The sequence below is a fragment of the Vibrio sp. LQ2 genome (assembly GCF_023920125.1).
Classification (GTDB): domain Bacteria; phylum Pseudomonadota; class Gammaproteobacteria; order Enterobacterales; family Vibrionaceae; genus Vibrio; species Vibrio fluvialis.
Genome location: NZ_CP085308.1, coordinates 2,194,200 through 2,207,297, shown reverse-complemented (window position 1 = coordinate 2,207,297; position 13,098 = coordinate 2,194,200). Strand labels below are relative to the sequence as shown.

Sequence of the window (13,098 nt, the reverse complement as noted above, 5' to 3'; positions counted from 1 at the left end):
TGCTTAAAATAGCGCCAAACAAACCGTTTTTTGAATTTTTTTAGAAAAACTGGTTGACGGCAGAAGGGAAAATCCGTTTAATAGCGCTCCGTTGCCCGGATAGCTCAGTCGGTAGAGCAGGGGATTGAAAATCCCCGTGTCGGTGGTTCGATTCCGCCTCCGGGCACCACAATTTGATAATTGTTGGTGCATAGCACGAACAGTTTTAGCAAAGAATATAGTGCGCCGACTTAGCTCAGTAGGTAGAGCAACTGACTTGTAATCAGTAGGTCACCAGTTCGATTCCGGTAGTCGGCACCATTCTTTTGCCTCGATAGCTCAGTCGGTAGAGCAGGGGATTGAAAATCCCCGTGTCGGTGGTTCGATTCCGCCTCGAGGCACCATTATTTGGTGCAGTTGTTTTACAACGCACAAATAATTCCCCCTTAGTTCAGTCGGTAGAACGGCGGACTGTTAATCCGTATGTCGCAAGTTCAAGTCTTGCAGGGGGAGCCACTTTTAGAAAGCTCAGTCGAAAGACTGGGCTTTTCTTTTATCTGCGCGTTGCAAAGGGGTCTTTAAGTTCATCGCCGTGCTCCTCGCAAAATCACTGCCCTCCTCTCTTATTCAAAAACACATTCCTCCCCCACCCCTTAGCCAGCCATTCTTTCTCATTCCTCTGCATCAATGACTCACAACATTTTCAACTCGAACACTTTTTTCGCAACAAAAATTTAATCAACATCATAGTTTCACCATTTGCTCATATCCAGCGCTACCAGCAATCAATAAGATGCATTTTGTCATTTAAATGTCATCTAACTTCGCGTCACTTCATTTAGCCGACGCCAAAAGGTTGCTCATGAAACTAAAAAAACAAGCTTATTTATTATCAGGAATTATCCTAACAGCCCTTCTGGCGCTTAGCATTAGCGGCCTTTCGACACTGCGCGTAGCCAGCAACATGGACAACAAAGCCCGTGTTACCGAACATTTTAAGAGCGCATACAGTATTCTGACTGAAGTGGAGAAGATGGCTCAGGAAGGAAAACTGAGCGACAGTGATGCTAAACAGCTCGCCACCCGCCTGATGCGTAATAACATCTATAAAGACAATGAGTATGTGTATGTGGCGGATGAAAAGATGAATTTCGTCGCGACGCCCCTCGATCCCCAACTGCACGGCACCAGCTTCAACGATTTCAAAGATGGTCAGGGCAACAGTGTCGGTCAGCTGATCCAGAATGTGCTGCGCAACAAGCGTGATCAAATCGTTGAATACACCTGGACTCAAAAACAAGCCGATGGTTCGATCGAAGAGAAACTGTCTATCGCTCAAAAGACTCCTTACTGGGGCTGGGTTGTCGGCACGGGTATCGGTTTTAACGAAGCCAACGCGCGCTTCTGGTCTACCGCTCAGTGGCAGTTGCTGCTCTGCCTGGGCATTGCAGCAGGCATTTTGTCGACGTTGATCGTGGCGATTCGCCGTATGCTGACCCTGCTTGGCGGCGAGCCCAATGATGTACGCGACGCGGTTCAGGCTGTCGCCCGAGGTGAAATCCAGACACACTTTACCCATTCCGCTCCGAAAGAGAGTATTTATGGCGCGGTGCAGATGATGAGCCTGTCATTGGCACAACTGGTACAGAATCTCGATCAATCGATGCAGGCACTACGTCATGAATTGTCTGCGGTGGAATCTCGCTCCCGTTCGCTGAGCACCCTGACTGAAAATCAGCAGCAATCGACGGCAATGATTGCCACTGCGATGACAGAAATGGCGTCATCCGCAACTGAAGTGGCGAACTCGGCGCGTGATACGGCGCGAAATACTGACGAAGCGGATAAGCAGAGCCAGCATACGCAGCAATTAATTACCAACACGGTCACCAATATTCAAGGGCTGGCCAATGAACTCGATACCGCCAGCCAAGCGGTGGCAGCGCTTGATAACGATGTGAATAACATCGTCAAAGTTCTGGATGTGATTGGCGACATCGCCGAACAAACAAATCTGCTGGCGCTGAATGCCGCCATTGAAGCAGCGCGAGCTGGCGAACAAGGCCGTGGTTTTGCGGTGGTTGCCGACGAAGTACGTAATCTGGCGGGTCGCACGCAAACCAGTACCAAAGAAATTCAGCAGATGATCCAAAACCTTCAGGCGGGTTCACGTAACGCGATCACCACCATGAGTGTCTGCGCGCAAACCAGTCAGAGTACGGTAGCGGAATCACAAAGTGCCTCTGAAGCGCTGTCGGTGATTGTGTCGGCTCTGGAAAGTATTTCTGCCATGAGTCATCAAATTGCCACGGCAGCGGCGGAGCAGACTCAAGTTAGCGATGATATCTCGCTACGTATCAACATGATCGAAGAGAGCGGCGCGCAGTTAAGCACGGTGGTGTCTGACAGCCATAACAGCACTCGCACCCTGAGCGATCTGAGTCATGATCTCGAGAAATGGGTGACGAAGTTCTCAGTGAAGTCCTAACCCTACCCTGCCACTTCGCATAAAGCCCGTTTTTTCACGTGCTTTATGCGGTGTTATTTGGGGCGTGACTTACTATCAACGCGGGTTTCAAACCTTTTTGTCGCCTGTTTACACGATATTTTCTAACAAAAATGGATAAAAACAGGCCACTAAGTATAGAAAAGCAACAAACGATATTTTTTTTGCATTTTGCTGTTGACGCCCACAACGAAAACTCGTTTAATACACCCCGTTGCCTCGATAGCTCAGTCGGTAGAGCAGGGGATTGAAAATCCCCGTGTCGGTGGTTCGATTCCGCCTCGAGGCACCATATTTTAGATGTTGGTGTAACGCACGAGCATGCAACAAGATTAAGTGTGCCGACTTAGCTCAGTAGGTAGAGCAACTGACTTGTAATCAGTAGGTCACCAGTTCGATTCCGGTAGTCGGCACCATTTATCTAAAAAACAATTCCCCCTTAGTTCAGTCGGTAGAACGGCGGACTGTTAATCCGTATGTCGCAAGTTCAAGTCTTGCAGGGGGAGCCAATTTTATCAGTGAGCTTATGATTAAGCTTGTTGAAAGGCCGACTTAGCTCAGTAGGTAGAGCAACTGACTTGTAATCAGTAGGTCACCAGTTCGATTCCGGTAGTCGGCACCATTACAAAAAATTATTCCCCCTTAGTTCAGTCGGTAGAACGGCGGACTGTTAATCCGTATGTCGCAAGTTCAAGTCTTGCAGGGGGAGCCACATTAGAAAGCTCAGTCGAAAGACTGGGCTTTTCTTTTATCTGTCGGTCCTAGATCCGCACCCTGTTACACACGACTGAATCCACTCCACTCTATTTAAACAGCCAGAAAAAAGGCGAGCCTGAGCCCGCCTTATCACGCATAGAAACTTACTTGATGCCCTTTTCCTTTTTGATCAGGTCATAAGCATGTTGAATCTCTTGTGATTTCTCTTTAGCGACATTCATCATTTCTGGAGGTAGGCCTTTGGCCATCAATTTATCCGGATGGTGTTCGTTCATCAGTTTACGGTACGCACGCTTAATCTCTTTGGCGTCGGCGTCGTCACCCACACCTAGCACGGAATAAGCATCTGCGAGACGATCTTTGCTCGAAGCCTGTTGCCACTGACCACCGCCAGCATAGCCTTGTTGCCCCTGTTGACCACCAAATCCGCCACCTTGTTGAAAACGAAACGCGGCTTCCTGCATGCGCAGGCGGCGCTCCAGCTGGTCAGCAGAGAACCCCAGACCACGTGCGATTTTGTGCAGTACATTGCGCTCACTAGGATGAATATCGCCATCGGCAAACGCTGCGGAGATTTGCAGCTCCAGAAAGAACTGCAACAGGTCAAAGCGACCGCCAGTTGAAATGCGGACTTTCTCCAACACTTGTTCCAACGGAAAATCAGCCTCTTTACCTTGGCGAAAGGCATCTTGTGCAGCAAGACGCTGATCACCATGCAGATTCATGCGATCCATCATTACGCTGGCAAGCTGAATTTCTTCTTTAGTGACCTGCCCTTTCGCTTTCGCGACATGGCCCATGACCGCAAAGGCTGCTTTGAAGAATTCTTCCTGACGCTCAGCCTGGCTAGGACCATTGCCAAACCCGCCAGTGCTGAATCCAGCCTGGTTAAAACGACGAGCTTTATCGAACTGATGCCCAAGAAACAGGCCAAAGATTGCGCCAAACGGGCCCCCAAACAGGAAGCCGAAGAAAGCGCCAAGAATTTTGCCAAAAATATGCATTATGTGCTCTCAATCTATGAATTTTTTAGGTGTGCGGTGGTCTGATAGTGCCGGGAGAGTTAAATTCCTTTATGATAGGGAACGCTTTTTATTTGATAAAAATCTCCCAATATCGGACTCAAACAATTTCAACAGGATAGTACAATTCGATGTCACGTTTCTCCCGCACGTTTTTAGCCGCTTCGATTAGCGCCGCGCTCTTCGCGCCTCAGACTCAAGCAGACGCTACGGTGGATGACAGTGTGCAGGAACTGCCCACTATCGATCAATGTTTAGTGAATCAGCCCGACCCAACGAACCCGAATGAACAGCCTATCAATGTCGAAGCGGATAAGCTAGAAGCAATTAATGGCGACCGCGCGACCTATTCCGGCAACGTGGTAGTGGTTCAGGGGAAAAAACATATTCGGGCAGACAACGTCACTTTGCACCAGAAAGATAACGTGGTCGTCGCAGAAGGTAACGTAAACTTCAGTGACGGTCAGGTGAAAACCACTTCCGATAAAGCCACCAATAACCTCACCACCGACCAGATGACACTGGAGAACACCAAGTATAAATTCTTGTGTGAGCCTGGACGTGGTGAAGCAGCCTACGTTTCTAAAACGGGCAAGGCAATGTACGAAATCGAAGATGGTTCGATTACCTCTTGTCCTGAAGGTGACAGCTCTTGGCGCCTTAAAGCATCCAGCATTGACATTGACCAGGACGAAGAACAGGCCACGTTCTACAACCCGCGTCTGGAAGTACAGAATGTACCGATTTTCTATTTACCATTCCTGACGGTTCCGATTGGTGATACCCGTAAAACCGGTTTCCTCTACCCAACCCTCTCTTACGGCTCACGTGACGGTTTTGAACTAGAAGTTCCTGTCTATTGGAACTTAGCACCGAATTACGATCTGGAAACCACGCTGCACTACATGGACAAACGTGGTACCCAGCTAAATTCCGTATTCCGTTACCTGAATGACTTCGGTTCAGGTCGTATTAAATCTGAATATCTGCCAGATGACGCATTGAACCCGGAAGAAGGTAAACGTTGGGGCGTTCAATACGAGCACAGCGGTATTTTCCAACAATCATGGAAACTGGATGTTGATTATTCGAAAGTCAGTGACATTAACTATTTCTCGGACCTGAGTTCCTCCATTGGTAACCGCGAAGACGGTCAGCTGATTCAGGAAGGTGAAGTGTCATACCGCAGCGCCAACTGGGATACTTCGATTCTGGTACGTCAGTTCCAGTTGTTGTTGGCCGATTCCACCAGCACCAGTCAGCCGTATCGTCTGATGCCACAACTGTCATTCAACTACTACGCGCCGGAAGTAATGCGCTATCTGGATCTCGATTTGAAATCCCATCTGTCACGTTTTGAAACTGACGCATCAGGCAAACCATCAGCGACACGTTTGCATGTTGAGCCGGGTATGAAGATTCCGCTGGCGACCACCTGGGGAACGTGGACAACTGAAGCGCGCGTCCTCGGCACTTACTACCAACAGGATCTCAACGGTGTTGATCTGACCGACGAAGACTATCAAGACCTCGAAGAGAGTGTCGCTCGTGTCATTCCTGAGTTCCGCTCTCACGCGGGTATTGTTTTGGAGCGTGATACCGTTCTGTTTGATAACTACACACAGACACTGGAGCCACAGATTCAATATCTGTACGTGCCAAAAGAAGATCAAAGCAATATCGCCCGCTATGACACCACCTTGCTGCAAACCGATTACTACGGCTTGTTCCGCAGCCGCAAGTACAGCAGTGTGGACTATATTGCTCCGGCAAACCAAATCAGCTATGGCGCATCCACTCGCTTTTTCGACGATCAGTATAAAGAGCGCCTGAATATCGCCTTTGGTCAGATTTTCTATATCGACAAAAACTTCAAAGCGACCAGTTCCAGCTCTGATGATGACAGCCAGTCCAGCTATTCAGCCTGGGCGGTAGAAATGGATTTCAACTACGATGACTTCCTCTTCTATCACGGTGGTATTCAGTATGATATCGATACCAGCGCCGTCCAACTGGCCAACAGCACGCTCGAATACCGGTTTGATGGCGGCTTTGTGCAAGCGAACTACCGCTACGTTCCAAAAGAGTACATCGAGGACACAGTTAACTTTGATGTTTCTAATCTGACGGAAGATGGTATTTCTCAGGCAGGCCTGCTGACCAGTTACCAGTTGTCGGCCAAATGGCAGTTTAACGGTCAGTACTTCTATGATTTAACCACCGATCAGGCGATTGAATGGTTGGCGGGACTTCGTTATACCTCTGACTGTTGGTATATGGGCTTTAGTTACAGTAATCAGTTGAAAAACTGGGATAAAACTCTTAGCGGCGGCTACAGCAGCTTCGAAGATCCGATTTACGAAAATAACTTCAGTGTTAACTTTGGCATCATCGGCTTCGGCACCAGCGTAGGCGCGGGTTCTGATCTGCTGAGCAGCGCCAGTAACTCTCTGGGTTACGGCCGACCATTTTTCCTGAATAACTGAGTTTCTTAATTACGACCATCCGGCTTGAAGAGTCAGGCCGTTGATTTTGATAGGACTTCTAATGAAATTGTGGAAACACACTCTACTAACGCTAATCGGACTGCTGAGCATAGGTTCCCTGCACGCACAGCCGGTTGAAATGGATCGTGTCGCTGTCATCGTAAACAGCGGCGTTATTTTACAAAGCGATATCGATGCCGCGCTCCTGACCGTCAAAGCCAACGCCAAAAAGAATGGGCGTGAGCTCCCGGACGAGGGCGTGCTGCGCGGTCAGGTCGTTGAGAAACTGATTATTGATACGCTACAAGAGCAAGAAGCTGAGCGTATCGGTGTACGTATCGATGATGACCGCCTCAATCAGGCCATTAATGATATTGCGCGTGAAAATAAACAAACGCCGGAACAACTGCGAACTTCAGTGGCTGAAGAGGGACTGACATACCCAGAATTCCGCGAACAAGTGCGCAAAGAGATGGCAACCAGCGAAGCGCGCAACGCTCTGGTTCGCCGCCGTATCAATATTCTGCCAGCAGAGGTCGATACACTGGCCGATCTCCTGGCCAAAGAGACCAACGCAACAGTGCAGTACAAAATCAGCCACATTCAACTTCGTTTTAACGACGGTCAGGATAAATCTGAAGTGGAAGCCCAAGCGAAAAAACTGGTGGATGAACTGAACAACGGCGCGGACTTCAGCAAAATGGCCATCACCTACTCAAAAGGACCAAAAGCGCTGGAAGGCGGTGACTGGGGCTGGATGCGTAAAGAAGAGATGCCAACCATTTTTGCTGATCAAATCAAAATGCAGAATAAAGGTACCATTATCGGTCCATTCCGCAGCGGTGTAGGTTTCCACATTTTGAAAATTGATGACGTGAAAGGTCTGGAAACCGTTGCAGTCACCGAAGTAAACGCCCGTCATATTCTAATCAAGCCAACCATCATTCTCAGCGATGAAGGCGCGCAGAAGCAGCTCAACGAGTTTATTCGCCGCATTAAAGCGGGTGAAGCGACCTTTGGCGAACTGGCGCAGCAATACAGTCAAGACCCGGGTTCAGCGGCCCAGAACGGCGAACTGGGTTATCAGACGCCGGATCTGTACGTGCCGGAATTTAAACATCAGGTTGAGACGCTGCCCGTTGGCCAGATCAGCCAGCCATTTAAAACCGTGCATGGTTGGCACATCGTTGAAGTGTTAGACCGCCGTGAAGTCGACCGCACCGACTCAGCGCTGAAAAACAAGGCGTACCGAATTCTGTTCAATCGCAAGTTCAATGAAGAAGCCAGTGCCTGGTTGCAAGAACTGCGTGCAGGTGCATTCGTCGAAATCCTGAAGGATGATGAAGATGGCAATTAAACGAATTGTGGTCACTGCCGGCGAGCCTGCCGGCATTGGCCCGGATTTGGTGCTGGCCCTGTCCACCGAAGACTGGACGCACCAACTGGTGGTTTGTGCCGACAAACAAATGTTGGCACAGCGTGCAGAAACATTAGGTATTCAGGTTACGCTATTAGACTACGATGCCAGTGCCGAGCCAAAACCACAGCAGGCAGGCACTCTGGTCGTCGATCATGTTCCAGCAGCTACCCCGGTTATTGCCGGGCAACTGGACGAAAGTAACGGCCATTATGTGTTAAAAACACTAGAAAGAGCCGCTGCGGGCTGTATGAATGATGAATTTGATGCTATTGTCACCGGTCCCGTTCACAAGGGAGTGATCAACCGGGCAGGCGTCGCATTCAGTGGTCATACTGAGTTCTTTGCCGAGCAATCCAACACCCCGTTGGTGGTGATGATGCTGGCAACCGAAGGACTGCGTGTGGCACTGGTGACAACACATATTCCATTGGCTTACGTGTCTAAAGCGGTCACCAGCGAACGTCTGGAAAAGATCATTCACATTCTCCACAAGGATTTGGTCGAGAAATTTGCGATTGAAACGCCTACCATTTATGTATGCGGCCTCAATCCACATGCCGGGGAAGACGGTGTTTTGGGTCACGAAGAAATCGACACCATCACCCCTACCCTGGAAAAATTACGTCAGCAAGATGGCATGCAACTGATTGGCCCGTTACCGGCCGACACCATCTTCAATGACAAATATTTGCAGCAAGCCGATGCTGTTCTGGGCATGTACCACGATCAGGTTCTTCCCGTCTTGAAATATAAAGGCTTTGGCCGCTCCGTGAATATCACGTTGGGTCTGCCTTTTATTCGAACATCCGTCGACCACGGCACCGCGCTCGATTTAGCGGGTACTGGTCAGGCCGATGTGGGAAGTTTTAGAACAGCACTCGCTCAAGCTATTGAATTAGTTGATAAGAAATCATCCTCTTGTCGATGATCTAGAATGTCGAGAACACTATGAGAAACGATGTCCACTTAGGACACAAAGCGCGTAAACGTTTTGGTCAGAACTTCCTGAACGATCCTTACATCATTGATGGAATCGTATCAGCGATTAACCCTAAACCGGGTCAAAACCTGGTTGAGATCGGTCCTGGTCTGGGCGCGATCACCGAACCTGTTGGCCGCGAAGTCGATAAGTTTACCGTGATTGAGCTGGACCGAGATCTGGCTGAGCGTCTGCGTAATCATCCTGAACTGGCCGATAAACTGACCATTCATGAAGGCGATGCGATGCGTTTTGATTTCACCCAGCTGGTGAAGCCAAACAACAAACTACGCATCTTCGGCAACCTGCCATACAACATCTCTACACCGCTGATGTTCCACCTGTTCGAATTTCATAAAGATATTCAGGACATGCATTTCATGCTGCAAAAAGAGGTGGTCAATCGTCTGGCAGCAGGCCCAGGCAGCAAAGCGTACGGACGTCTGACCGTGATGGCGCAGTATTACTGTAAAGTGGTGCCTGTACTGGAAGTGCCACCAACAGCGTTCGTTCCGCCGCCAAAAGTAGATTCTGCCGTGGTACGTCTGGTGCCTTATGAAGTGTTGCCACACCCAACCACCAGCCTGAAATGGCTGGATCGCGTAGTGCGTGAAGGCTTTAACCAGCGTCGCAAAACGGTACGCAACTGCTACAAAGGCTTACTTGAGCTTGAGGTGTTGGAGGAGCTCGGTGTCAATGCTGGCATGCGCCCTGAAAACCTGACCCTGCAGCAGTTCGTGGCCATGGCCAACTGGCTTGACGCCAACCACGTGCAACAGGCATAAATACAAAGGATGACCGAGTGTCATCCTTTGTCTATTTTCACGCCTCGATATCCGGATAAGGAGTTTTCATGGATATTTCCAATCCTTGTATCAAGATCCAGGTTCACACCAAATACATCCCTGAGCAATCCAACCCAGAATTCCAGCGCTATGTGTTTGCCTATCTGATCACGATTAAAAACCTCAGCAATGAAAACGTGCAACTGATCAGCCGCCGCTGGCTCATCACTGATTCCAACGGCAAACAGATGACTGTGGAAGGCGATGGCGTGGTCGGAGAACAACCCGTGATTCCGGCCAATGACGAATACACCTACAGCAGCGGTACCGCGCTGGAAACCCCGGTTGGCGTCATGCAAGGCCACTACATCATGCATAATCAGGCAGGTGAGGAATTTATTGCCGATATCGAGCCGTTCCGCCTTGCAGTTCCCAATGTACTGAATTAACGGAGTCTGCATTGTCGAATTACATTGTTGGTGACATTCAGGGCTGCTTCGACGAATTGCAGCTGTTGCTTAATCGGGTAGCGTTTAATCCCGAGCAAGATACTCTATGGGTTGCCGGCGATCTGGTTGCCCGCGGGCCAAAATCGCTCGAAACCCTGCGTTTTATCCGCCAGTTGGGCACATCAGCTAAAGTCGTGCTCGGTAACCATGATCTGCATCTTCTGGCCGTCGCTCGTGGCATTCATCCGATCAAAAAGAAAGATAAAACTCTGCCGATATTAGAGGCAGAGGATGGCCCTGCGCTATTGGAATGGATTCGCCAACAGCCACTGCTGCAAGAGCACGATGAATTTGTCTTGGCCCACGCTGGTATCTCTCCACTGTGGGATTTACCCACTGCCCGCTCGACAGCCAGAGAAATTGAAACCCTGCTACAGAGTGAGCGTTGGGGCTGGCTAATTGAGAATATGTATAGCAATCAACCGGATCACTGGAATGACGAATTCAGTGGTATCGAACGCTACCGCTACATTATTAACAGCTACACGCGGATGCGTTTTTGTTTTGCTGACGGGCGGTTGGACATGAAATGCAAACTGCCCCCGAATGAGGTCACCGATGGCAGCTTGGTGCCTTGGTTTGCACTGCAAAACCGTATTAGACTTGATAAAACCGTGGTGTTTGGTCACTGGGCCGCTTTGGAAGGCTATCGCAGTAGTGACATCATCGGCCTGGATACAGGCTGTGTATGGGGCGGCACATTGACCCTGCTGCGCTGGGAAGACAAAACGTACTTTGAACAACCCGCACTACGCTACGACGATTAAACAGCAAAAAGCCCGGTCTCACCGGGCTTTTTCATTCGCGCACTGACTCACGTTCCAGAATCACAAAATCCATGTCGTATTGGTTTTTCTCATCCGAGTGATAGTGTTCGCGATGAGTTTCCAACCATCCAGTCCCCCAATCCGGGAACTGAGTATCACCGTCAAGATGAGCATCAATCAGCGTTACATACAGCTTATCCGCGCGCGGCAGACATTCTGCGTAGATGCTTCCTCCACCAATGATCATCACTTCTTGTGCCGCTCCCGCTTTGTCCAGCGCAGCATCAATAGAGTTCACTACATCGACCCCCTCAATGACCAAATTCGGATCCCGGCTAATCACAATGTTCTGACGCCCCGGCAATGGACGGCCTATAGATTGATACGTTTTACGCCCCATCACCACAGGTTTTCCCATCGTACAACGTTTAAACCAGACAAAGTCTGCCGGAAGATGCCACGGCATCTGATTATCCTTGCCGATAATTCGGTCGCTTGCCATCGCGGCAATCATGCTGATGATCATCAATTTCTTCCTAAGCTCGTGCCACCAGGTCGGTGGGATCTATACAATCGGTTTGCGACGATAGAATAGCAGCCCCGGAACCGCAAGGCCAACCGCCAAGCCCGCAATGATAAACATCGCTTTGAGGAAGTTTTCCAGTAAGGTTTCCAGTAGCTCAGGTGTAAAGCCAAGATGGTTGATCTCAACCATCGCAATCATCGCTTTATAAGCGAACACGCCGGGCACCATTGGGATGAGCGCGGCCACCGTAAACACTTTAGGGTGAGCGAGGAATTTATGCGACCACTGCACCCCGATCATGCCAACAATGGTGGCAGCAAAGAAGGTAGCCCACTCAATCGGAACACCAAAGTGCATCATCAGGTAGCGCGAGCCGTGACCAATGGCACCGCCCAACGCGCAGTATTTCAGTGCCGGAGCCGGCACATTAAACACCAACGCAAACCCCACCGCCGGAATGGCGGCAAAGAACATATCGTTAATCAGTCCGAACAAAAGTTGCCAGCTCAACATGTTACCATCCCCATATTCCGGTCACACTCATCGCCGCGATAATTCCCAGACAAGTGGCTAATGTGAGTAAACTCGCCATGACAAAGCGGGCAATGCCCATATTGATGTAACCTTTGAGCATGTCTGCCACCGAGTTTATCAACGGAAAACCGGGCACCAGCATCAATACCGATGAAGCCATCACAATCGTGGGTTTATTGCCGAGATGATAAATCACCGCTTGGGCGGAAATCACCGAGGTGACAAAAGCGGTTGCGGCAAAGTTAAGCAGAGGGTTGAAATGACGGTGGCCGATTTCCTGACGCACAATCATCCCGACAGAAGAGGCAACAAAAGTAATCGCGAATACGGTCCAGTCACCGCCAGCCAGACGACTGAAAGCAGCGCAGGATAGTCCGATCATCAACACGACCAACCAACGGTTATAGCGTTCAGGGCTGATCGCGTTGAGTTTTTTTTGTGCCAGAGAATGATCGAGAATGCCCTTCTCCATCATGATGCAGATCCGCTGGATCTGAGTAACCACGCGCATGTTGATACCACGATCAGGACAGCGCCGAGTGGTCGTGATGCAGTGTTCCTGATAGACCGTGGTCACGACCAGTGAACTGGCTGACAATGACACTTCGACTTCGCTCATGCCGCTCGCCAGCCCGATGCGACGCATGATGTCACCAACTAAAGTACTTTCTGCTCCGTGGGCCAGCAGCATTTGCCCGGCCTGAGCAATCAAACGAGAAACCGCTCTCTGTTTGGATGCCATGATTCCTTTCCTAACGTCCGACTTACCACAAAAAATGACTCAATAAAAATGTGTGCCCAATAAACGGCACAAGCCAATAGTCTGCATGAAAATAACGCAACGAAACATGATTTAGACACAAAAAAG

General features: G+C 49.6%; 11 protein-coding genes and 9 tRNA genes. 16 read left to right on the top strand and 4 right to left on the bottom strand.

Annotated elements, in window-relative coordinates; all coding sequences use genetic code 11:
• Nucleotides 1-93 precede the first annotated feature (93 nt).
• The 10 genes from LGV68_RS10345 to LGV68_RS10300 all read left to right on the top strand — a co-directional run bounded on the left by LGV68_RS10345 (nt 94) and on the right by LGV68_RS10300 (nt 3,197).
• A tRNA-Phe gene (locus LGV68_RS10345) sits at nt 94-169 on the top strand.
• Between the two features lie 55 nt (nt 170-224).
• Nucleotides 225-300: transfer RNA gene (locus LGV68_RS10340), tRNA-Thr, on the top strand.
• 7 nt (nt 301-307) lie between these two features.
• Nucleotides 308-383, top strand: a tRNA-Phe gene (locus tag LGV68_RS10335).
• A 36-nt stretch (nt 384-419) separates the two neighbouring features.
• Nucleotides 420-495: transfer RNA gene (locus LGV68_RS10330), tRNA-Asn, on the top strand.
• A 346-nt stretch (nt 496-841) separates the two neighbouring features.
• The gene (locus LGV68_RS10325; RefSeq protein WP_024374832.1) at nt 842-2,467 is read left to right on the top strand and encodes a methyl-accepting chemotaxis protein; all 1,626 of its coding nucleotides are present in this window, start codon (nt 842-844) and stop codon (nt 2,465-2,467) included.
• A gap of 234 nt (nt 2,468-2,701) precedes the next feature.
• A tRNA-Phe gene (locus LGV68_RS10320) sits at nt 2,702-2,777 on the top strand.
• A 48-nt stretch (nt 2,778-2,825) separates the two neighbouring features.
• Nucleotides 2,826-2,901: transfer RNA gene (locus tag LGV68_RS10315), tRNA-Thr, on the top strand.
• Nucleotides 2,902-2,918: 17 nt separating this feature from the next.
• Nucleotides 2,919-2,994 (top strand) — tRNA-Asn (locus LGV68_RS10310).
• Between the two features lie 37 nt (nt 2,995-3,031).
• Nucleotides 3,032-3,107: transfer RNA gene (locus LGV68_RS10305), tRNA-Thr, on the top strand.
• Nucleotides 3,108-3,121: 14 nt separating this feature from the next.
• Nucleotides 3,122-3,197, top strand: a tRNA-Asn gene (locus LGV68_RS10300).
• Nucleotides 3,198-3,345: 148 nt separating this feature from the next.
• On the opposite strand, the gene djlA is transcribed toward LGV68_RS10300, so the two are convergent.
• Nucleotides 3,346-4,206 carry a co-chaperone DjlA gene (djlA, locus tag LGV68_RS10295; protein WP_020332694.1) on the bottom strand — a complete coding sequence of 287 codons (861 nt, stop codon included), beginning with the start codon at nt 4,204-4,206 and terminating at the stop codon, nt 3,346-3,348.
• 149 nt (nt 4,207-4,355) lie between these two features.
• On the opposite strand from djlA, the gene lptD reads away from it, so the two are divergent.
• From lptD to apaH, 6 genes are all read left to right on the top strand, one after another.
• Entirely contained in the window at nt 4,356-6,710 is a 2,355-nt protein-coding gene (gene lptD, locus LGV68_RS10290) for an LPS assembly protein LptD (RefSeq protein WP_252536695.1), read from the top strand.
• A gap of 61 nt (nt 6,711-6,771) precedes the next feature.
• Complete coding sequence (surA, locus tag LGV68_RS10285) at nt 6,772-8,067, top strand: peptidylprolyl isomerase SurA (protein WP_100268571.1); 1,296 nt, start codon at nt 6,772-6,774, stop codon at nt 8,065-8,067.
• Nucleotides 8,048-9,058, top strand: a complete 1,011-nt coding sequence (pdxA, locus tag LGV68_RS10280; RefSeq protein WP_172557947.1) for a 4-hydroxythreonine-4-phosphate dehydrogenase PdxA — start codon at nt 8,048-8,050, stop codon at nt 9,056-9,058. The genes surA and pdxA overlap by 20 nt, the downstream gene beginning before the upstream one ends.
• A gap of 20 nt (nt 9,059-9,078) precedes the next feature.
• The gene (gene rsmA, locus LGV68_RS10275) at nt 9,079-9,894 is read left to right on the top strand and encodes a 16S rRNA (adenine(1518)-N(6)/adenine(1519)-N(6))-dimethyltransferase RsmA (RefSeq protein WP_020332688.1); all 816 of its coding nucleotides are present in this window, start codon (nt 9,079-9,081) and stop codon (nt 9,892-9,894) included.
• Nucleotides 9,895-9,962: 68 nt separating this feature from the next.
• Complete coding sequence (gene apaG, locus LGV68_RS10270; protein WP_020332687.1) at nt 9,963-10,343, top strand: Co2+/Mg2+ efflux protein ApaG; 381 nt, start codon at nt 9,963-9,965, stop codon at nt 10,341-10,343.
• Between the two features lie 11 nt (nt 10,344-10,354).
• Nucleotides 10,355-11,170 (top strand): bis(5'-nucleosyl)-tetraphosphatase (symmetrical) ApaH, encoded by an 816-nt coding sequence (gene apaH, locus LGV68_RS10265; RefSeq protein WP_252536693.1) that lies wholly within the window; start codon nt 10,355-10,357, stop codon nt 11,168-11,170.
• Between the two features lie 31 nt (nt 11,171-11,201).
• On the opposite strand, the gene folA is transcribed toward apaH, so the two are convergent.
• From folA to LGV68_RS10250, 3 genes are read right to left on the bottom strand one after another with little or no spacing between them, the layout of a single operon-like run.
• A complete protein-coding gene (gene folA, locus LGV68_RS10260) occupies nt 11,202-11,696 on the bottom strand; it encodes a type 3 dihydrofolate reductase (RefSeq protein ID WP_055452906.1) in 495 nt (164 codons plus the stop codon).
• Between the two features lie 39 nt (nt 11,697-11,735).
• Nucleotides 11,736-12,209, bottom strand: coding sequence for a threonine/serine exporter family protein (locus LGV68_RS10255; protein WP_024373459.1), 474 nt, complete (start codon nt 12,207-12,209; stop codon nt 11,736-11,738).
• A 1-nt stretch (nt 12,210) separates the two neighbouring features.
• Complete coding sequence (locus LGV68_RS10250; protein WP_020332683.1) at nt 12,211-12,972, bottom strand: threonine/serine exporter ThrE family protein; 762 nt, start codon at nt 12,970-12,972, stop codon at nt 12,211-12,213.
• Between the last annotated feature and the right edge of the window lie 126 nt (nt 12,973-13,098).

Coding starts and splice junctions, on each gene's coding strand:
- LGV68_RS10325 (WP_024374832.1), top strand. CDS start 842: ATGAAACTAAAAAAACAAGCTTATTTATTATCAGGAATTATCCTAACA.
- djlA (WP_020332694.1), bottom strand. CDS start 4,206: ATGCATATTTTTGGCAAAATTCTTGGCGCTTTCTTCGGCTTCCTGTTT.
- lptD (WP_252536695.1), top strand. CDS start 4,356: ATGTCACGTTTCTCCCGCACGTTTTTAGCCGCTTCGATTAGCGCCGCG.
- surA (WP_100268571.1), top strand. CDS start 6,772: ATGAAATTGTGGAAACACACTCTACTAACGCTAATCGGACTGCTGAGC.
- pdxA (WP_172557947.1), top strand. CDS start 8,048: ATGATGAAGATGGCAATTAAACGAATTGTGGTCACTGCCGGCGAGCCT.
- rsmA (WP_020332688.1), top strand. CDS start 9,079: ATGAGAAACGATGTCCACTTAGGACACAAAGCGCGTAAACGTTTTGGT.
- apaG (WP_020332687.1), top strand. CDS start 9,963: ATGGATATTTCCAATCCTTGTATCAAGATCCAGGTTCACACCAAATAC.
- folA (WP_055452906.1), bottom strand. CDS start 11,696: ATGATCATCAGCATGATTGCCGCGATGGCAAGCGACCGAATTATCGGC.
- LGV68_RS10255 (WP_024373459.1), bottom strand. CDS start 12,209: ATGTTGAGCTGGCAACTTTTGTTCGGACTGATTAACGATATGTTCTTT.
- LGV68_RS10250 (WP_020332683.1), bottom strand. CDS start 12,972: ATGGCATCCAAACAGAGAGCGGTTTCTCGTTTGATTGCTCAGGCCGGG.